This window comes from Pectobacterium colocasium (assembly GCF_020181655.1).
GTDB lineage: Bacteria > Pseudomonadota > Gammaproteobacteria > Enterobacterales > Enterobacteriaceae > Pectobacterium > Pectobacterium colocasium.
The window spans coordinates 3,360,125-3,381,063 of the sequence record NZ_CP084032.1 but is presented as its reverse complement, the minus strand read 5'-3'; the positions used below and the strand labels follow the sequence as shown (position 1 = coordinate 3,381,063).

16 protein-coding genes and 2 pseudogenes are annotated in these 20,939 nt (G+C 50.7%); 15 read left to right on the top strand and 3 right to left on the bottom strand.

Going from position 1 to position 20,939, the window contains the following annotated elements:
- The first annotated feature begins 5 nt into the window (after positions 1-5).
- From arnT to arnF, 3 genes are read left to right on the top strand one after another with little or no spacing between them, the layout of a single operon-like run.
- A complete protein-coding gene (arnT, locus tag LCF41_RS15350; protein ID WP_225085336.1) occupies positions 6-1,676 on the top strand; it encodes a lipid IV(A) 4-amino-4-deoxy-L-arabinosyltransferase in 1,671 nt (556 codons plus the stop codon).
- Positions 1,673-2,014 carry a 4-amino-4-deoxy-L-arabinose-phosphoundecaprenol flippase subunit ArnE gene (gene arnE, locus LCF41_RS15345; protein WP_225085335.1) on the top strand — a complete coding sequence of 114 codons (342 nt, stop codon included), beginning with the start codon at positions 1,673-1,675 and terminating at the stop codon, positions 2,012-2,014. Before arnT ends, arnE begins: the two co-directional genes overlap by 4 nt.
- On the top strand, positions 2,014-2,406 hold the full coding sequence (arnF, locus tag LCF41_RS15340) for a 4-amino-4-deoxy-L-arabinose-phosphoundecaprenol flippase subunit ArnF (protein WP_225088197.1): 393 nt from the start codon (positions 2,014-2,016) through the stop codon (positions 2,404-2,406). The genes arnE and arnF overlap by 1 nt, the downstream gene beginning before the upstream one ends.
- A gap of 29 nt (positions 2,407-2,435) precedes the next feature.
- On the opposite strand, the gene LCF41_RS15335 is transcribed toward arnF, so the two are convergent.
- From LCF41_RS15335 to LCF41_RS15325, 3 genes are all read right to left on the bottom strand, one after another.
- Positions 2,436-3,506 carry an ABC transporter ATP-binding protein gene (locus LCF41_RS15335; protein WP_225085334.1) on the bottom strand — a complete coding sequence of 357 codons (1,071 nt, stop codon included), beginning with the start codon at positions 3,504-3,506 and terminating at the stop codon, positions 2,436-2,438.
- A 2-nt stretch (positions 3,507-3,508) separates the two neighbouring features.
- Complete coding sequence (locus tag LCF41_RS15330) at positions 3,509-5,086, bottom strand: ABC transporter permease (protein ID WP_225088196.1); 1,578 nt, start codon at positions 5,084-5,086, stop codon at positions 3,509-3,511.
- A gap of 183 nt (positions 5,087-5,269) precedes the next feature.
- Positions 5,270-6,286, bottom strand: coding sequence for an iron ABC transporter substrate-binding protein (locus tag LCF41_RS15325; protein WP_225085333.1), 1,017 nt, complete (start codon positions 6,284-6,286; stop codon positions 5,270-5,272).
- Between the two features lie 499 nt (positions 6,287-6,785).
- Between LCF41_RS15325 and LCF41_RS15320 the strand changes: the two genes are divergently transcribed.
- From LCF41_RS15320 to LCF41_RS22455, 12 genes and pseudogenes are all read left to right on the top strand, one after another.
- On the top strand, positions 6,786-7,109 hold the full coding sequence (locus tag LCF41_RS15320) for a PTS sugar transporter subunit IIA (RefSeq protein ID WP_225085332.1): 324 nt from the start codon (positions 6,786-6,788) through the stop codon (positions 7,107-7,109).
- 63 nt (positions 7,110-7,172) lie between these two features.
- Positions 7,173-7,325, top strand: a pseudogene (locus LCF41_RS22290) (LysR family transcriptional regulator); the annotation flags it as partial.
- A 1,250-nt stretch (positions 7,326-8,575) separates the two neighbouring features.
- Positions 8,576-9,712, top strand: coding sequence for a D-alanyl-lipoteichoic acid biosynthesis protein DltD (locus LCF41_RS15310; RefSeq protein ID WP_225085331.1), 1,137 nt, complete (start codon positions 8,576-8,578; stop codon positions 9,710-9,712).
- The gene (locus LCF41_RS22285) at positions 9,709-9,831 is read left to right on the top strand and encodes a hypothetical protein (protein WP_005970020.1); all 123 of its coding nucleotides are present in this window, start codon (positions 9,709-9,711) and stop codon (positions 9,829-9,831) included. Before LCF41_RS15310 ends, LCF41_RS22285 begins: the two co-directional genes overlap by 4 nt.
- 10 nt (positions 9,832-9,841) lie before the next feature.
- On the top strand, positions 9,842-10,960 hold the full coding sequence (locus LCF41_RS15305; RefSeq protein ID WP_225088195.1) for a membrane-bound O-acyltransferase family protein: 1,119 nt from the start codon (positions 9,842-9,844) through the stop codon (positions 10,958-10,960).
- Positions 10,957-12,390: an AMP-binding protein gene (locus LCF41_RS15300; protein ID WP_225085330.1), complete on the top strand. Its 1,434-nt coding sequence runs from the start codon at positions 10,957-10,959 to the stop codon at positions 12,388-12,390. Before LCF41_RS15305 ends, LCF41_RS15300 begins: the two co-directional genes overlap by 4 nt.
- 16 nt (positions 12,391-12,406) lie before the next feature.
- Positions 12,407-12,628 carry an acyl carrier protein gene (locus tag LCF41_RS15295; RefSeq protein WP_010300175.1) on the top strand — a complete coding sequence of 74 codons (222 nt, stop codon included), beginning with the start codon at positions 12,407-12,409 and terminating at the stop codon, positions 12,626-12,628.
- 354 nt (positions 12,629-12,982) lie between these two features.
- Positions 12,983-13,861, top strand: coding sequence for a TauD/TfdA dioxygenase family protein (locus LCF41_RS15290; RefSeq protein WP_225085329.1), 879 nt, complete (start codon positions 12,983-12,985; stop codon positions 13,859-13,861).
- Positions 13,858-15,291: an FAD-binding protein gene (locus tag LCF41_RS15285; protein ID WP_225085328.1), complete on the top strand. Its 1,434-nt coding sequence runs from the start codon at positions 13,858-13,860 to the stop codon at positions 15,289-15,291. The genes LCF41_RS15290 and LCF41_RS15285 overlap by 4 nt, the downstream gene beginning before the upstream one ends.
- Positions 15,292-15,436: 145 nt before the next feature.
- Positions 15,437-17,869, top strand: coding sequence for an EcoAI/FtnUII family type I restriction enzme subunit R (gene hsdR / locus LCF41_RS15280; protein ID WP_225085327.1), 2,433 nt, complete (start codon positions 15,437-15,439; stop codon positions 17,867-17,869).
- A 72-nt stretch (positions 17,870-17,941) separates the two neighbouring features.
- Entirely contained in the window at positions 17,942-19,414 is a 1,473-nt protein-coding gene (locus tag LCF41_RS15275; RefSeq protein ID WP_225085326.1) for an N-6 DNA methylase, read from the top strand.
- Positions 19,414-20,445: pseudogene (locus LCF41_RS22455) on the top strand (restriction endonuclease subunit S); the annotation flags it as partial. The gene LCF41_RS15275 and the pseudogene LCF41_RS22455, both read left to right, overlap by 1 nt.
- Positions 20,446-20,939 lie beyond the last annotated feature (494 nt).

The window sequence follows — 20,939 nt, the reverse complement described above, 5'->3', positions numbered from 1 at the left end:
ATAGCATGGAAAAAGGCATGATAAAGCTAAAAAGTACCGTAATACTGGTGTTATTTGCTTTGCTCTACCTGTTGCCGCTTAATGGCCGCTGGCTGTGGTCACCGGATGAAACGCGCTATGCGGAAATCAGCCGCGAGATGCTTCAGCGTGGCGATTGGATCGTGCCGCATTTGCTGGACGTTCGCTACTTTGAGAAACCCGTTGCAGGCTACTGGCTGAATAACATCAGCCAGGGGTTATTGGGTCATACCAATTTTGCCGTGCGTTTTGGTTCGGTATTTTCTACTGCGCTGAGCGCGCTGCTGGTGTTTTGGCTGGCGATGCTGTTGTGGAAAAACCGGCGTACAGCTCTACTGGCGGCGACGATCTATCTGACATCGCTGTTCGTGTATGGTATCGGCACGTACAGCGTGCTCGATCCGATGGTGACGCTCTGGATGACGGCGGCGCTGTTCAGCCACGTGCTGATTCAGCGTGCCACGCTGACGCGCGAACGGCTTATGGCCTGGGGGCTGATGGGGCTGGCCTGTGGCATGGGATTTATGACCAAAGGCTTTCTGGCGCTGGCCTTGCCGGTCATCAGCGTGCTGCCGGTAGCGCTGGCGCAAAAGCGGATTAAGGAATTGCTGCTGTTCGGGCCGCTGGCGATTGTCGTTGCGGTATTGCTGAGTGCGCCGTGGGCGCTGGCGGTGCATGCGCGAGAAGCCGATTACTGGCATTACTTCTTTTGGATTGAGCATATCCAGCGTTTTGCAGAAGACGATGCGCAGCATAAAGCACCGTTCTGGTATTACCTGCCGGTTCTGATTGTCGGCGCTTTCCCCTGGTTGGCGCTGCTGCCGGGCGCGTTGCGTAGCGGTTGGACGGAACGAAAAGCGAACCCGGAACGGTTCCTCCTGCTGTGCTGGATGGTGATGCCGCTGCTGTTTTTCAGCATCGCTAAAGGCAAGCTACTGACTTATATTTTGCCGTGCTTTGCCCCGCTGGCATTGCTGATGGCGGCATGGATTTCCGGGCTGGCTCCTGCGGTACGCGAGCGTCTATTGCGCATCAATAGCTGGCTCAATATTGCGTTCGGTGGCCTGCTGGCGCTCGCTGTTGCGGCGCTTGGCCTCGGCATCATCATGCCGCATCTCTATCAACCGGGAGAAGGGCTGACTATCGTATCGGGCGTTGTCTGTTTTATCGGTTGGGTAGCCTTTGCCGTTGTCAGCCTGAAAAGGCAGCGATCGTGGGGGTATCTGGTCGCGGGCTGTCCGCTGTTTCTGGCGCTGCTTGTCGGCGGAAGCATTCCGGCGAGTGTGGTCGATTCAAAGAATCCTCAAACCTTCATTCGTAGCCACCAGCCACTGCTGGAGGAGAGCCGCTATGTCCTTAGCGATGAAGTTGGGCTGGCAGCCGGGCTGGCGTGGGAGCTCAAACGTAGCGATATCACCTTATTCAAGGCGCGGGGCGAATTGAATTACGGGCTGAACTACGCCGACTCCACTGACCGTTTTGTGGACGAGGGGGCTTTCCCGGCCTGGCTTGCTGAGAAACGGCGTAGCGGAAATGTTGCGTTGGTGCTGAAGGTTGATAGGGATACCGATGAAGAATATCGTAGCCTGCCCGCGCCCGATCAGTTGAAAAAATCGCACCGCTATGTGTTGCTATTTTATAAGCAGATAGCGCCATGAGTTATCTACTGGTGGCTATCGTCTGCCTGCTGACCAGCCTGGGACAACTGTGCCAGAAACAGGCGGCGGAGTGCTGGCGGCGTTTGCCGACGGCGCGACGCCAGCGCGTAACGCTCGGGTGGCTGATGCTGGCGGCGTTGCTGCTGGGTATCGGGCTATTGCTGTGGCTGGTGGTGTTGCAGCATATTCCGCTCGGCGTGGCGTACCCGTTGCTGAGCGTCAATTTTGTTCTGGTTACGCTGCTGGCGCATTACTGGTTTGGCGAACGCGTGGATCGTCACCACTGGTGGGGCATTGCGCTGATTGTCACCGGTATCTACCTGATGCAGGGGGGATGATGGCGAAGAAAGGCTATGCCTGGGCGCTTGGTAGTATCGTGTTAGCCAGCGCCGCGCAGGTGTTAATGAAAAGTGGGATGCTGGCGCTGCCGAGTATTTCCCTGACGCATTGGCCTCCGCTGAGTACCTTAATGGGCGGCTGGCCTGTGATTACGGTGATCGGCGGGATAGTTTGCTACGGCCTGTCGATGGTGTGCTGGTTCATGGTGCTGCGCTATCTGTCGCTCAGTCGTGCCTATCCGCTGATTAGCCTGAGCTATGCGGTGGTCTATCTGGCGGCGGTTTTCCTGCCGTGGCTGAATGAACCGATGAGCCTGCGTAAAAACCTCGGCGTATTGATGATCATGCTGGGCGTCTGGCTGGTGAGTCGTCACGCTCAGACGGCGCGCTAAACCGCCTGAGCGTGACGCTAGCGTTGATGTTACTGACTGAAGACGTGTGCAGTCCCTGTGACGCTCAGGCTGACCTGTTGGCCAACGGAAAAAGCGGCGTGGCTGACGGTTTTCAGTTCAATGATGTCGGCTGTGGCATGGTGGACGTGCAGCGTCAGCGTAGAGACGAAGCCGGAAAAATCAACTTTACGGATGGTTGCACGAATCGTCGCTGCGCGATTCCCCACAATATTATCGATCTCAGCGCTATCGACCCCTGCATCATGAATCGCGATCTGTTCCGGACGGAGCATGATTCGGGCTTTACCGCTTGCGGTTGGACGATCCACTGCGATGCGCCCAAGCAGGCAGTCGGCCTGACCGCCAGTCACCTGCGCATCGAGAATTAGCGTTTCGCCAAGGAAGGTCGCGATGTCTTCGCTGGCAGGCTGATGGTAAAGCATCCACGGCGAGCCGGATTGCGACAGTTGGCCGTCACGCATGACGACGACCCGATCGGCAAAAGACAGCGCTTCCCCCTGATCGTGGGTCACCAGAATCGATGCCACGTTAGCCTGTTGTAATACGTCCATCACCGCTTTACGGGTGGTGGCACGCAGGCCGGTGTCCAACGCGGAAAAGGGTTCGTCCAGCAGCATCAACGCAGGGCGCTGTGCCAGTGCGCGAGCCAGAGCGACACGCTGTTGCTGTCCGCCGGAAATCTCATGCGGCGAGTGTTTCTGTAAATGCGCGGGAAGGGAAACCAGCGCCATCAACTCATCCACGCGCTTTTGCTTTTCCGCCTTCGCGCCTTTTAGCCCAAAAGCGATGTTGTCCGCGATGGAAAGATGCGGGAACAACGCGCCATCCTGCGGGACATAGCCGATTCCACGCTGATGGGCGGGGACGGAAAGCCCGTTATCGCAGAGCGTTTGTCCATTCAGCGTGATGACGCCGGTATCCGGTTTTTCAAACCCGGCAATCAGGCGCAACAGCGTGGTTTTTCCCGAGCCTGACGGGCCGACAATCGCCGTGCGGCGGCTGTTTTCTAACGTCAAATGAATGTCAGACAGCACGGTGCGTCCGTTAAAGCCTTTACTGACGCGATGAAGTTCCAACATGATTATAGCCCCGCCATTTTTTGTGATTGCGTGTAGAGAAACCAGGTCCACGGTAGTGACAGTAACACCAGAATAAGCGCGTAAGGTGCCGCCGCGGGATAATCGATCTCACTGGTGAGCGCCCAAAATCCGGTTGCCAGTGTACGGGTGCCGTTGGGGGCCAGCAGCAGCGTAGCGGTCAGTTCGTTGACGATCGCCAGAAAGACGAGCGTTGCCCCGGTGGCGACGCCAGGCGCGGCCAGCCGAATGGTCACGGCCATCAGCGTCTGCAACGGTGAACGCCCCAGACTGGCCGCAACCTGCTCCAGCTCTACTGGCGCCTGGGCGATGCCCGCGCGTAGATTAACCAGCGCCCGTGGCATAAACATCAACAGATAAGCCAGCAGCACGGTGAATTCAGTCTGGTAGAGTGGCCTGATGAGGTGAATCGTGGTGGTCACCAGCGCTAGCGCGACGACGATACCCGGCAGAGAACTGGTGATGTAATTGCATCCTTCCAGAAACCGATACAGGCGACTGGGGTGGCGGATCGTCAGCCAGGCCATCGGGATCGCCGCCAGCGTCGTCAGTAGGGCACCGCTCAGCGCCAGCGTCATGGTCTGGCGAAAGGCATCGAGCAGTTCGCGGCGCAGCCAGACTTCCCAGCCGCCAAACCACAGCCAGCGAAACAGCGTAATAAAAGGCACGCCGAGCGTTAGCACGACCAGCGCTGTCAGTAGCAGCAACGCCAGTGAAAGATAAAGCGGCGACAGGCGTATTGGCGTGACAGCCTGCGGTGCGCCGGAACCGACATGTGCATAACGGGTGACGCCGCGTACGCGCGCATCGGCACACAGCAGAAACAGGCACAGCAGTGCCAGTACGCCAGCCAGCATATTGGCCGCCGGGCCATTAAACGTTGACTGAAACTGATCGAAAATCGCGGTGGTAAAGGTATCGAAGCGGATCATGGCGAACAGGCCATACTCCGCCAGCAGGTGCAGCGCAATCAGCAGCAGTCCGCCGCCGATGGCCAGTTTTAGCTGCGGCAGTACCACGCGAAAAAAGACGGTCACAGGGGGGATGCCCAGCGTGGCGGCGACATCTTCCAGCGCGGGATTGAGCCGTCGCAGCGTCGCGGCGCAGGGTAAATAAAGAAACGGTAAATAGGCGACGACGGATAAAAACACGCCAGCCGGTAGACCGTGCAGACCGGGAGCGGTGCTGATCCAGGCATAGCTTTGCACAAATGCGGGGATCGCCAGCGGTGCGGTGAGCAGCAGTGACCACAGACGCCGGGCGGGCAGGGTGGTACGTTCCGTTAGCCAGGCTAGCAGCACGCCTAAAACGGTGCAAATGGGCAGCGTCAGGGCGATCAGCAGTACCGTGTTGGTCAGCAGTTCGCCGACGCGCGGGCGAAAAAGCAGGGCGCGCGCCGTTTCCCAACCGGTATCAATACTTACGCCAATCACAAATCCCAGTGGAATAAACCCTAGCAGGGATAGCGTCAGGGCGACGAGGGTCAGCAATGCGGCTGGCTTACGCCGTGGCGGAGAGGATGCGGTGAGCGTGGTGGTTTCGCTGTAGCTAACGTTTGTCATACGGCTTGTTACTGCCTCGTCAGGACGATGTGTGGTGACGGTGAGGCCCTGCTGAGCAGGCTCTCTGGGTGATGATTCGTCAGGGCGTTCCCGCCCTGACGAAAGGGCTGTCGTTACCATCGGTGCATTGCAATCGATGTATAGCAATCGATGCGTGATAACCGACGTGCTACGGTCTATCGATTACAGCAGACCTGCCTGTGTCATCAGATCCACGACTTTTTTGCTGTTGAGCTTGGCGGCATCGACTTTTGGTGCATCCAGATCTTTCAGCGGAACCAGTTTGTCATTTGAGGCCGCGTTAACGCCAACGGCGTACTCAAAGGCATCGTTGGTGCGCAAGATTTCCTGACCGGACTTGCCCGTAATCCACTTAATAAAAGCCTGTGCGTCTTTCGCATGTTTGCTGGAAGCCAGTACGCCGCCACCGGAAATGCTGACAAACGCGCCCGGATCTTGATGTTTAAAGTAGTACAGCTTCGTGTTGTTACTGTTTTCACCGGTTTTAGCCTGATCGACAAAACGGTAATAGTGATAGATCACGCCGCTATCAATCTGACCCGCGTTTACGGCTTTCATCACCGTACTGTTGCCTTTGTAGGCGGTGAAGTTTTCTTTCATGCCTTTCAGCCAGTCTTGCGTGGCTTTCTCACCTTTCAGCTCCAGATAGGCGCTGACGATGGCCTGAAAATCTGCACCAGACGGGGAGGCGGCCCAGCGGCCTTTCCATTCTGGCTGCGCCAGATCGGCTAAAGATTTCGGCAGCTGCACGTCGGTAAATTTGGTTGGGTTGTAGACAAAGACGGTGGAACGCGCGGCAATCCCGATCCAGCGTCCGTGGGACGGGCGATAGTCAGACGGTACCTGCGCGAGGGTGGCTTTATCCAGCGGAGCAAAGAGGTTGGCGTTATCTACCAGCACCATCGACGGTGAGTTTTCGGTCAGGAACACATCGGCAGGCGACGATTTCCCTTCCTGCACCAGTTGGTTGCCCAATTCGGTGTCGCTGCCATTGCGCAACGTTACCTTGATGCCGGTTTCTTTGGTAAAACCGTCAACCCAGGATTTCACGAGGTTTTCATGTTGGGCATTGTAAATCACAATCCCTTCATCGTTTTCTGCTGCATTTGCCGACGCGCTGAGCGCCAAACCGGATGCGAATAAAACGGCTGAACTCAGTAATCCAAAACCAAGCTTCATATTATTTACCCTTATCAATACCTGTCGTCTTTGCGTATTGCTGGCCTACATGTAAGCCCGTGTGTCGCTCACGATAGCCGCGCTATTTTAGCGACACTGGCCGATATGTAGCGGCAGTCGAGGAGGGATTCTACATATCGGTAATAATAATGATAGTTATTATTATTTCGCTTTCTTAAGGTTAAATTAAGGTTTTGCTGGGTATGACATAGCGGTCATCACTTTATTTCAGTCCATGTCACAGTGTGAAATTGTATAAACCCAATGTTTAAAAAACAGTCGGGTGAGTTTGTGAAATTTATTTCACCAGAAATGAGATATAACATCATGATTTACAGAAACAAATCCTGATTCATCATCTATATTTACTGTGCAGGCTGTGAGTAGCGATACAATAAATGCACCGTATTTCTTCGGTGTCACGTGCGCTTGTCTGCAATTTGGGGTTAATTGACCGACAAAAAAGTGACACAGCAACTGATATTCGGGGGAGTGAAAAATGGATGTAGAAACGCGGATGATTGAGCTCATCGTTAAATCTGGCGAAACACGTTCCTGCGCAATGGAAGCTCTGAGATCCGCTCGCCGAGGGGAGTGGGATCATGTCGATGAATTATTAAAAATGGCTGCGGTGGCGCTGAACCGAGCACAATTGATTCAGACCGGATTTATTGGCAACCAGAGTAAGGAAAAAACGACTCTTGAGCTTATCGTGGTGCACGCACAGGATCATTTGATGAATGCGATGCTGTGCCGTGAACTGGCTGAAGAGATTATTGAGCTCAGGAAAGAGGTCTCTGGCGTTAATCTCCACATACGTTAACCGCATCGCAGAGTAAGTAGAAAAGCCATTCAGTCTTCACGCTGAGTGGCTTTGCTGTTTCTCTCGATTCGTGGCCTGGAAGAGAGACTGGACGTGCGTTTACTGACCCGAACCACACGCAGCGTCGCGCCAACGGAAGCAGGGGAGAAGCTGGCAGATAGCCTCGCCCCGCGCTTTGCAGATATTGAAAACGAGCTGGTGGCCGCTACCCGCGTTAGCGGTTGGAATGTTGATTTTTTTAATATTCAAGGAAATGAAATGCACTCTGATAAGAATGACGCATGTTTCGATGTTTTTTCCGGTGAGTTTAGCGTGAGCGACGATGCCTGGACGCTGGATGCGGTAAGGTGGGTTTTTGTTGAGAAGAAAAGGATTATCGCCAGCCTGAAAGGGAAAATGGGGAGTGGCCCGTTTAGTGCTGAGATAGAGCTGGTATGGCGGGAATCACTCGAGGATTATTTTGGCAGAGGTGAAATCACTTATGATAATTATCGCTCGGAATATAAAACCAATGGTTTTGCAATAAAAATAATGGTATCAGATGTTTATATAGAGGACGGTATCTGTGTCGTTGACGAAGCTGAGTGGCTGGAAAATGGCTATCCGTATTCATTTTATGGCGATTTGGAGCAAGTAGCCACGTGATATAAATAGCGGCCATTTTTAATCATGACTGCTATTTGTTAGCTTATCTCTTAAAGGAATCTTTTTATTTATGGATAACCCTATTTTCTATAAATAAAACGATTCCTTTTTGGCCGCGGATAAAATACCACCGTATTAATATCTGGACTGTTCACACTGGTTTTTTAGCCTCATCACCACCGCTGGTGGCAAGGGCGCTGTCATCATAGAACGGTACTTCATACACGCTGGCGTTTCATCTGTTGGGGGGGGGGGCTGCACCCGATGAACAGGCGATAGCAAACAGGGCTAGCGAGGTAATTAATAGCTGCCGGATACTGGCTTGGTAGCGTTTCATCAACCCCCCTTTTACTTTTTTTTGCAATGACAGATAACTCTGTAAACCGGGAAAGGTATACCGGGCGGGCAGGCAATATTACGAATTTATTAAGCTAACATTAAGAGAACGGTTTGTCAGATGAAATAAAAAAAGAAGGTGAGAATCACACTATTATGACACTTATTCATCGCCTCAAAGATTCTTGAACTCAATCACTCCTGAAATCACTCATAATCCTGAGTGTACGGTGCCTGTCAACGCGCGTTGGCTATGGCATATTCTGACGGCGCAAGTGAGGTTGAATGCCGGAAACCCCTTCTCTTACCGGGTTATCAGCCTGATTATTGTGACGGATGTAAACACTGTACATACCGTTACACAGCAATGCTCATCATCGGCGATAAGCCTGGTATATAATCCCAAAAAACACAGGGATTGATTTACCGTGAAGATAAAAATTCACAAATTTCAAACAATAAATATCATGTAGCCTTATTTTATAATGAAAATCAAAAATACTCTCTGCCTACATATCCTGATGGCGACCCTTGCCATCCTGTTGCTTAGCGTTCCTCCGCTGGTGAAAAGCGTGGATCCGACGCTGACGTTCCTGCCGTTGATTAAAACCATGGAAGGGACAGAAAAGGAGCAAAAGGAAAAGATCGCCACCCTTTCTCATGCGTTGCAGGGCAATGCAATTTTCTTTCTCGGGGCGTCCGAAGTTTCCACATCTGAAGATGAACATTACGCTGTCTATAATTATTTTAATAACCAGCTACAGCGCCCGGTCGTGGCCTATGGCGATAGCTATGTCGATAACGTTACGCATTTTCTACTGCTCTCACGTTTTAAAAATGAGCTGAACGCTAACAGTAAAGTTGTTTTACTGCTGGCGCCCGATAGCTTTTATTCAGACGGCATTCCTCCGGCAATTTTCGCCAACAATTTTCCGGCATCTATTTTTAATCCTTTGATGCAGGATGACCAGACGCGCCCCTTTTTGGTCAATTACTTACGCCATATTGATAAAGACGAGATCAGCCATTTAACGTTCGGCCAAATGAAAGTCTATGGCTGGGATCCGCAAATTATCTGGCAGGAAGTGAGTTATCAATTTGCTAATTTCTGCGAGCTGATAAAAAACGACTGGCTGGCGATGCTGGGCATTATCCCCCAACCGACACAACCGTGGCCTCAGCAGCCAACGGTCAACACGGTCCCCGACTGGCCTCGCGAGTTGGAGCAGGCTCGGGTGCTCAACCAGTCCCGCCAGCAAAGTGCAGATACATTGTGGATGGATAAGTCTGTTTTTGCAGACGATCCAACGCAGGAAGAGTGGGATGACGCGCCGATTGTGCCAGCACAAATGGAGGCATTACGGGCGACGATCCAACTGCTGAAAGCACGCAACGCCCAGTTTGTGGTCATTGTCGATCCGATTAATCCGTGGGCGATTAAGAATTCCGAGAAATTCCAGTCCGTCGACAGCCAAATCAGAACGATGCTGGAAGAAAATCAGGTTCGCTATTTTGATATGTATGCGCAGCCTTATCAGAACGGCTGGAATTGGGATCGCCTGCACCCAACCGATCCGGCATGGGTCGCGATGGATCAATTTATTGCTGAGAGTTTTAAATGATGAAAACCGCCATTCGCCTTTTTTTCCTTTATCTCTTTCTGGCAGTCACCATCGTTGCATGGACCTCTGTTGATGAAAGCATGAGTTTAAAAGTGCATTTTGAATATCAAAAATTCTGAAGGATAAATGATGTACAGCTCCGGAATGTTTTTTTTCCTTCTGTTTTCATCAGCGTTACTGTTCGCGCTGGTTAATCGCGTATTCAGCTATCGACTGACGTATTTATCCGCCTTTTCCGTGCTGGCGGTATTGGGCTGGGGATATATTTTCCAGGGGGATTACATTGTTCCCGTGGCGGTTTTCCTGAGCTTTTATATTCTCGTGACCTTAAAAGAGAAAGGCTGGTTAAAAACCTGGCAGGCGGTCAGCCTGACGCTGCTGCCGCTGTTTTTGGTGAAATTACACCTCAATAACCATTGGGGCATGATCGGTCTGTCCTTTATGACCTTCCGCGCCATTGATGTGCTGCTTTATCGCAGCAAAAAAGACGGGCAGCATTTCCTGCATTACTTCTGCTATCTCTTTATGCCTTTTATTATTTTGGCCGGCCCGATGTATCGCTGGCGGACATGGGTTAATGATATTAATAAGCCCGTCTTCATCATTACCCGTGAGCAGTTTTTAGTGGCGATGGAACAAATTTTTACCGGCATTATTCAGAAGTTCTTATTTGCCATGCTAATCAATAATCTGGTGATTGAATCGTGGAGCCAGCGCCCGTTTACCTTAAGTGTGGGCGTCGTGATGTCGCTGGCCTACAGCGCTTATCTCTATTTTGATTTTGCCGGCTACAGCAATATGGCTATCGGGGCAGGGCGCTTATTTGGCCTGAATATCCCAGCGAACTTTAATCTGCCTATTCTGGCTAAAAACCCGCAGGATTTCTGGCGGCGCTTCCACATCAGCCTGTCTGAATGGCTGAGGGACGTGGTCTTTATGCCAATTTATATGAATCTGATGAAGCTCGACTTTTTCCGACAGAACAAAACGCTGGCGCAGAATATTGGCATCTTCTGCACCCTGTTTTGTATGGGGGCATGGAACGGGCTTGAAAGACACTATGTCATCAGCGGCGCGCTGTTTGGCGCCATTTCCGTTGCTCATAACATGTTGCTGTGGTCAGCCAAACGCAGCCCAGCGCTGAGCAATTGTCTACATCATCCGGTTATTGCGTTCATCGGTCGTATTCTGACGCTGGCAAGCGCTGCGGCCTCCCTTTACATCTTTAGCGGAATGTCTCCTCTATGAACCAACACTGCGAGCTTCAGGAACTGCAAGATTTCCTCCGTGCGGCATTGCTTAACCCCGCTAACCCCGATCGGTTGGCGATTAGTGGCAGCGATGAAGCGATGACCTGGCAACAGCTATCCGTTGCGGTGACAGACTGGGCGCAGCGCTACCAGCAATGTCGGCAACCTGCGGGGCCGCCGGTCGTGTTATATGGGCACCAGCAGGCGGAGTTTGCCGTGGCGATCTATAGCTGCCTATTGCATAACATTCCGTATATCCCGGTGGACTGCATCTATCCGCAGGAGCGGCTTAAAGAGATTTGTCATCTGGCGAGCGCCCCTTACTATTACGATGTCGCGACCCGACAGTTCATTGCGACCGGAGAAGCCGCACAGCCGCTGGTCGAGCAGGATCTCGCCTATATTATGTTCACCTCCGGCAGCACCGGAAAACCGAAAGGGGTGCAGATTGGACGTGAAAGTCTGTGGCACTTCATGAAGTGGGTGCGTCAGGACTTTGCGCTACCGGACGTGCCAGTGCTGATGAACCATGCGGTGTTCAGCTTCGATCTCTCGTTGATCCCGCTGCTGGCAAATCTGGCAACCGGAGGACATATCGTTCTGAATGCGAAAGAGGATATCGCGGCAGAAAACTGGCTCGATCGCCTGAAAGACAACGGCGTTTCCGCCTGGGTGTCAACGCCGTCTTTCGCTTACCAGAGGCTGCTTTCCCCCCAGTTCAACAGTGAATATTTACCTGAACTCAACGTTTTTGTGTTCATTGGTGAAGTACTGAATAAAGCGCTGGTCAAACAGCTACGCCGCCGTTTCCCGCACGCCAAAATTCTCAATTCCTATGGTCCAACGGAAGCGACTATCGCGACCACCGTCATCGAAATCACCGATGAAATCCTGCACAGCGACAACGATCTGCTGCCGGTTGGCGCGATGATGCCGGATTCCAGAATGGAAATTACCGCTGAAGGTGAGCTGATCATTTGGGGTAAAAACGTGATGCGCGGCTACCTTGGGCTGGCGAAAGAGAATGCCGAGAAATTGCTGCATCGGGAAAGTGAAGCGTATCGGGGTTACAGAACCGGCGATCTGGGCTACGAGGACGGGCTGCTATACTGTCAGGGTCGTAATGACAGCCAGATCAAACTGAATGGCTACCGTATTGAAATCAACGAGATTGAAAACCGCCTGCTGGCGATGTCTGATATCAGCGAAGCGGTGGTTCTGCCGCTGATGAAATCGGGCGGCGGTGTGCTGCGTATTGCGGCGTTCTGTGTGACGAATTTAGCGCCTGAAGCGATTAAAACGTCGCTCTCGAAGGTGATTCCGCCCTATATGGTGCCTTCCCAAATTATTATCAAAGATGCGTTGCCGCTTAATCCTAACGGCAAAATCGACCGTAAGCTGCTGGACACCCATGCCCGCACGATCTAATGACTTAGGAAAAATGATGGAACAAGAAATACTCGCGCTGTTTGAAAAGATCTTATCCCGTAAAGTGGGCTTTAACGATGAGCTTATTGAATCTGATATTCTCGACTCTATTCTGGCGGTCGACTTGGTGCTGGAAGTGCAGGACGTTTACGGCTGCGTGATCCCGCCGACCGAAGTCGCTACCGTCCTGAAGACCCCGGCAGACCTGGCTCGCTATATTGAAGAGAATCGCGGCTAAGCCTGAAATGGCAACGGTTTTTCATGATTTAAAAGCCCTGGATATTTATCTGTAATGCTGTTCGCTTAAGCATGGATTTAGGGGGAAACACGGTGATGAGGTTCCCGTAGGGATACCTCGCACCGTGGTAGCTCCCGGTATCTCGATTCTTAAACGATCGGTATTAGGATATTTATCTGGGGTTTTTTTATGGGTTTTTATTAAGGTCTATTATCTATTGGTGAAAAAATAGGGAGAGAGTGATTCTCTATTCAAATCACCCTAATTATTATAATTGTATCCGTGGTGTTGAATATTTGTTGCCGATATTATCTGAAAGATCTTTCAGCAATGGATAATACACGGAGAAGTAAAATGGACTCATTCACTTTAGAAGATCGCTTTGATTATCAACCTTTAATTAACTCTCAAGGTGAAACCTGTCATTTTGGTGTACGTATTGAACCTAAACAGTCAGGCGTGCATATTGGCGAATTATCACCTAACTGGCTGCGTACACTCGTAGAAACCCAGCAATTAGTGATACTGCGGGGCTTTGATAGCTTTACCAGTGCAGAAAATTTAACAACATACTGCACAGCCATGGGTGACATTATGCAATGGCCGTTTGGCTCTGTGTTAGAACTGGTTGAACAACCCGATGCGACCGACCATATCTTTGCTAACAACTATGTCCCCTTGCACTGGGATGGCATGTACCTGAAAACCGTGCCTGAACTACAAGTATTCCAATGCGTATCAGCCATTGGTAAAGAGCAGGGGGGGAGAACCACGTTTTCGAGTACCACCGCGGCGTTACGCCTGGCATCACCCGAAACCAAAGCATTGTGGGAGCGTGCAACCGGTCAGTATCAGCGTGCAGTCGAGTTGTACAGCAGTACCGCACAGGCGCCTATTATAGAACAGCACCCCTACCGCACTTATCCCGTCATTCGTTTTTGTGAGCCACCGATTGCGGGCGATAAAGAATTCCTGAATCCATCGACTTATCACTTCTCAGGTATTGAACCTGAAGAGCAAGAACACCTACTCAGCAGCTTGCAAGACGCCTTATATGATCCACGGGTTTATTATGCCCACCAGTGGCAAAGCGGAGATATTGCGATTGCAGATAACTACTCGTTATTACACGGCCGAGAATCTTATTCGAGCCAAAGTGGTCGCCATCTCCGCCGGGTGCATATCCATGCTAAACAGCCATTGAATAACCCACATTTGGTGCAACCGTCATGAAACCACAGCATGTTGATCTCATGATTATCGGCGCGGGGCCGGTCGGTTTGGCCTGTGCTTATCTTGCCCATCTGTCCGGTTTAAGCACCGTCATTATCGACAAATCGCAAGGGCCGTTAACGGTCGGCCGTGCTGATGCGCTAAACGCCCGCAGCTTGCAACTGCTTGAAATTATAGGTTTATTCGATGATCTTTACCCCTTGGGTAAAACCTGCAATACCAGCTCTGTCTGGTCAAAAGGCAAGTTTATTTCACGCCAGTCTACCTGGTGGGAGGCTCTACAAGGCTGTTTTCACAAACATTTCTTAATGATTGGTCAGGCTTATGTAGAACAAGTGCTCGATACTAAGCTCACCGAATTAAACAAAGACGTGCGCCGCAATACCGCCGTGCAAGATATTGTGTTAGAGGAAGACGGCTGCCTCACCACGCTTTCCAGCGGTGAGGTAGTTCGCTCCCGGTACGTGATTGGCGCCGATGGGTCACGATCGTTTGTGCGCCAACACTTCGCTATCCCGTTTGAGATTACTCGACCACAGATTACCTGGGCAGTGATTGATGGCGAAATAGACACTGATTTTCCCAAAGTTCCGGAAATTATTGTTTTCCAGGCAGAAACCGCCGATGTCGCCTGGATACCACGTGAAGGTAAGATTGATCGTTTCTATATCCAGATGGAAAGTGAGGATTTCACGCAACAGCAGGCGATAGATAAAATTAACCATGCTCTGCAACCACACCGTCTGCGCTTCAAGTCTATTGAGTGGTATTCACAATTCTCGGTTAAAGAGTCTGTAGCAGAACACTATAACCTTGAAAATAAAATATTTATCGCTGGTGATGCGAGCCACATTCACTCGGTAAATGGTGGGCAAGGGTTAAATACCGGGTTGGCTGATGCCTTTAACCTCATCTGGAAAATCGCGATGATTACCCATCATCATGCGCCCCAAACGTTATTACAGACTTACGAAACAGAGCGAAAAGCGGTCGCGCTGGAAGTGGTAAAAACGTCAGCGGAACTCGTGCGTTCAACCAAAACCTCAGATACCGGCACCCATGCCGATGACTACGTCAAGATTGTCGAAAAACGTGCGGGTTACATCACGGGAATGGGCGTTCGCTATGGAACAGGTGGAAGTGTTGGCGACAGGCTGCATGATTTTATGTGGTGTGATTCTCAATCTGGTCAGCCAAACCGCATTTACTCACAGCTAAATTATCACCATTACAGTTTGCTCATCATTGGTACGGCAGATGTTCCTGCATCACTGCCTGATATCGTCAATGTCCTGCACATTGAAGCGGGAAGTAGCCCCTATTCCGATCAGTACCTGTTAGTTCGGCCAGATGGCTATATCGCCGCCACCGCTCCTCTCGACCATCCTTCCGCGATCGGCCATTACTTTAGTGGCTGGCGAGTTCAATAGCATAAACGTTGCCGGCTCAGTGATTGTTGCACTGAGCTGGTCTTATTTTGTCGAGAAGAGTGACAGCAATAAGGTTTCAGGCCATTACCTGATGCACTAATCTGTGTAAAATCAGAGTTAACCCAATATCGTGGAGTGACCTGCTATGGCTGGCGTGAACAAAACGCACCTGACTGAAACGGATATCATCAGCAAATTTATCCTTCCTGCGGTTAAGGATGCAGGCTGGGATGATTTTGCTCAGATTCGTCAGGAAGTGAAACTGCGTGATGGCAAGATTGTGGTTCGTGGAAAACTAGCCTCACGTGTCAAAGTCAAATCTGCCGATATCGTACTGTACCACAAGCCGAACTTGCCGCTGGCAGTCATCGAAGCCAAAGCTAACAAGCACGCCATCAGCAAAGGGATGCAGCAAGGGTTGGACTACGCCAGTCTGCTTGATGTGCCCTTTGTGTTTGCTTCTAATGGCGATGGGTTTGTTTTCCACGATAAAACGAATCCGCAGCAGCTCGAATCCGAAATTGCGCTCAGTGATTTCCCAACACCAGAACAACTCTGGCAAAAATATTGTGTCTGGAAAGGGTTCACTCAGCAGCAGTTGCCCGTAATCAGTCAGGATTATTACGACGACGGCAGTGGGAAATCCCCCCGTTATTATCAGATGCAGGCGATCAACCGGACGGTGGATGCCGTATCGGCAGGTAAAAACCGTATTCTGCTGGTCATGGCGACAGGGACAGGAAAAACCTACACGGCGTTCCAGATAATCTGGCGATTGTGGAAAGCGAAAAACAAAAAACGCATTCTCTTCCTCGCGGACCGCAACATTCTGGTCGACCAGGCGAAACGTAATGATTTTCAGCCGTTCGGCACCGCGATGACCAAAGTCTCCGGGCGCACCATTGACCCAGCTTACGAGGTGCATCTGGCATTGTACCAAGCGATAACCGGACCGGAAGAACATCAGAAAGCCTATAAACAGGTGTCACCAGATTTCTTTGACCTGATCGTGATTGACGAATGCCACCGTGGCAGCGCGTCTGAAGATTCAGCCTGGCGGGAGATTCTGGAATATTTCGGTAGTGCCACACAGGTGGGGCTGACGGCAACGCCAAAAGAAACCGAAGACGTCTCTAATATCGATTACTTTGGCGAACCGGTTTACACCTACTCGCTGAAAGAAGGCATTGAAGACGGTTTCCTCGCGCCTTACAAAGTGGTGCGCGTCGATATTGACGTCGATGTACAAGGCTGGCGGCCCGTCAAAGGTCAGTTGGATAAATACGGCAAAGAAATTGAAGACCGTATCTACAACCTGAAAGATTTTGACCGCACCTTGGTGATTGATGAGCGCACTATGCTGGTAGCGCAGACCATCACCGATTATCTGAAACGCACTGACCCGATGGATAAAACCATCGTTTTCTGCAACGACATCGATCACGCCGACCGCATGCGTCATGCACTGGTGATCCTCAACCTTGAACAGGTATTGAAGAACGAAAAATACGTGATGAAAATCACCGGTGATGACGAGATCGGCAAGGCACAGTTGGAGAATTTTATCGATCCCAAAAAAGCCTATCCGGTTATTGCGACCACCTCAGAGTTGATGACCACTGGCGTCGATGCCCAGACCTGTAAGCTGGTGGTGCTGGATCAAAACATCCAGTCCATGACCAAATTTAAACAAATCATCGGGCGTGGCACGCGTATCAACGAAAAGCACGGAAAACTGTGGTTTACCATTCTCGACTTCAAAAAAGCGACAGAACTGTTTGCCGATCCCCGCTTTGACGGCTTGCCAGAAAAAGTGCTGGTGGTAAAGCCCAACGACATTTCCGATCAAAATTCCGATTTCAATGAAAAACTGGATGAGGAAAATGACGACGATAATGTCGCCAATGAAGCGCGAGAAGATGCCGCTGACTACCAGACCAATCATGATTATCACTGGGGCAGCGGCGAATTTCATGAGGATGATGAAGACAACGTCCGCAAATTCTATGTGAATGGGGTGGATGTAAAGGTGCTGGCTAAGCGCGTTCAGTATTACGATTCTGACGGCAAACTGGTGACCGAATCCTTCCAGGATTACACTCGGAAAACGATGCTCAAAGAGAGTGAGTACGCTTCACTGGATAGCTTTGTACGTAAATGGCAGGATGCGCCACGCAAGCAGGTCATCATCGAAGAACTGGCGCAGCTAGGCGTTCTGTGGGATGTGCTGGCGGAAGAGGTGGGTAAAGATCTCGATCCGTTTGATTTGCTCTGCCATGTGGTGTACGGTCAGCCGCCGTTAACCCGTCAGGAGCGCGTGGCGAATGTGCGTAAGCGTAACTACTTTACGAAATACGCTGAACCGGCGCGGCAGGTGCTTAGCACGCTGCTGGATAAATACGCCGATGAAGGCGTGCAGGAAAGCGAGGATGTTCAGGTGCTAAAACTGAAACCCTTCGATGCGCTGGGCCGCCCCATTGAGATCATTAAAACCCGTTTTGGTGACAAACAGGCGTATGAGAAAGCTGTCAACGAACTGGAGAACGAGATCTACCAGTTACCGCCGCGCTCAGCCTGATAACGCATAAACATTGTGCCACTGGTCGCGCCTGCGTCCGGTGGCATCCTTTTTTAAGAATGGAAAGAAAAGATGTCGATTAGTTCAGTCATTAAATCCCTTCAGGACATTATGCGTAAAGACGCCGGGGTGGACGGCGATGCCCAGCGCCTCGGGCAACTTTCATGGCTGTTGTTTTTGAAGATTTTTGATACCCAGGAAGAAGAACTGGAACTGGAGCAGGATCACTACCAGTTCCCGATCCCACAACGCTATTTATGGCGTAGCTGGGCGGCAAACAGCGAGGGCATCACCGGTGATGCGCTACTGGAATTTGTGAATGACGATCTGTTCCCGACCCTGAAAAACCTCACCGCGCCGATTGATAAGAACCCGCGTGGCTTTGTGGTCAAACAGGCGTTCAGCGATGCCTACAACTACATGAAAAACGGTACGCTGCTGCGTCAGGTGGTCAACAAGCTCAACGAAATCGACTTCAGCAGCAGCCAGGAGCGCCATCTGTTTGGCGATATCTACGAACAGATCCTGCGCGACTTGCAAAGCGCCGGTAATGCGGGCGAGTTCTATACTCCGCGTGCGGTGACGCGCTTTATGGTCAACCGTATTGACCCGAAACTGGGCGAGTCCATTATGGACCCGGCCTGCGGCACTGGCGGCTTTCTTGCCTGTGCGTTCGACCATGTGAAAGCGCATTACGTTAACACCACTGAAGACCACAAAACGCTGCAAAAACAGATCTATGGCGTAGAGAAAAAACAGCTTCCCCATCTGCTGTGTACCACCAATATGCTGTTGCACGGTATTGAAGTGCCGATACAAATCCGTCACGACAATACGCTCAACAAGCCGCTCTCTTCCTGGGACGAACAACTGGATGTGATTGTCACCAACCCGCCGTTTGGCGGAACCGAAGAAGACGGCATCGAGAAAAACTTCCCAGCAGAAATGCAGACCCGCGAAACCGCCGATCTGTTCCTGCAACTGATTATTGAAGTGCTGGCCGACAAAGGTCGCGCGGCGGTGGTGTTGCCGGACGGTACGCTGTTTGGTGAAGGCGTGAAAACCAAAATCAAAAAGCTGCTTACCGAGGAATGCAACCTGCACACCATTGTGCGTTTGCCGAACGGCGTGTTTAACCCGTATACCGGCATTAAAACCAATATTCTGTTCTTCACCAAAGGCCAGCCAACCAAAGAAGTGTGGTTTTATGAGCACCCGTACCCAGACGGCGTGAAGAACTACAGCAAAACCAAACCGATGAAGTTTGAAGAGTTTCAGGCGGAAATCGACTGGTGGGGTAATGAAGCGGATGGCTTTGCCAGCCGCGAAGAGAATAATCAGGCGTGGAAAGTCAGCATCGATGACATCATCGCTCGCAACTTTAACCTCGATAGCAAGAACCCGTATCAGGGCGAAACCCTCAGCCACGACCCGGACGAGCTGCTGGCGCAGTACCAGACGCAACAGGCGGAAATCAGCGAGCTGCGTAACCAATTACGTGACATCCTCGGTGCCGCACTGGCAGGTAACAAGGGGGCGAACTGATGACCGTTGAGACGCTGATTACCGACCATATCGATATCTGGACTTCCGCTCTGCAAACCCGCTCCACTGCGGGGCGGGGCAGCAATGGCAAAATCGACCTCTACGGCATTAAGAAACTGCGCGAGCTGATTCTGGAACTGGCGGTGCGCGGCAAATTGGTGCCACAGGACCCGAATGATGAACCGGCGTCTGAGCTGTTAAAGCGTATTGCCGCTGAGAAAGCGGAGCTGGTGAAGCAGGGGAAGATTAAAAAACAGAAGCCGCTACCGGAAATTAGCGAAGATGAGAAGCCTTTTGAATTGCCGAGCGGGTGGGAGTGGGTAAGGTTGGGGGATATTGCTGAAATTATCCGTGGTGTGACATATGGGAAAGCTCAATCTTCGGAAATAAAGAAAGACGGAATGCTACCCCTCCTTAGAGCGAATAATATCCAATCTGAAATTTTACTTGAGCCTCTTGTCTATGTTAATGAGGAATTGGTTTCCCCTGAACAATACCTACGTATGGGGGATGTATTAATAGCCATGTCAAGTGGTTCGGAGTCACTTGTTGGAAAGGCTGCTCAATTTTTTGAGAATGGAAATTACACATTCGGTGCTTTCTGTGGTGTTGTCAGAATATACTCTAAAATAATCGATGAGTTCATCGGACTCTTCCTCAAAACACCATTGTACAGAGAGCAAACAAGATCTTCGGGTAAAGGTATTGGAATTAAGAATTTAAACAAATCAAATTTGGAAATGCTATTAGTAGCTATGCCTTCCAAGAGAAACTGTGCTCAATTATTAGAAGAGACTACTTTTTTATTATCTTTATGCGACCAACTGGAACAGCAATCGCTAACCAGCCTGGATGCCCATCAGCAACTGGTGGAAACTCTGCTGGCAACGTTGACTGATAGCCAGAATGCCGAAGAACTCTCCGAAAGTTGGGCGCGAATGAGCCAGTATTTCGACACGCTGTTTACTACCGAAGCGAGTATTGACGCGCTTAAACAAACCATTCTGCAACTGGCGGTGATGGGTAAACTGGTGCCGCAAGATCCTAACGACGAACCGGCTTCTGAACTGCTCAAACGTATTGAGCAGGAAAAAGCGCAACTGGTGAAAGAAGGCAAAATTAAAAAGCAAAAACCGTTGCCGCCAGTGAGTGATGAGGAAAAACCTTTTGTATTACCGCAGGAATGGGAATGGATTCGGTTTGGTGAAATTTTAACAGAGTTAAAGTATGGGACTTCTCAGAAATGTGATTATTTAACTAATGGGTATCCAGTCCTGAGAATTCCCAACGTGGTTGGAGGCGAAATTTCTTTAGAAGATATGAAGTTTGGTAATCTATCAGAGCATGAAGTGAGAGAGTTATCACTAGAAAAGGACGATTTGATTTTTATTCGATCAAATGGAAGTCTTAGTATTGTTGGTCAGTGTACTTTACTTCGACGAACTTTAATTAACCATGCTTATGCCGGTTATTTAATTCGCGCAAGAATGTACAATGATTTTGTGTGTGCTGAATATATATCATT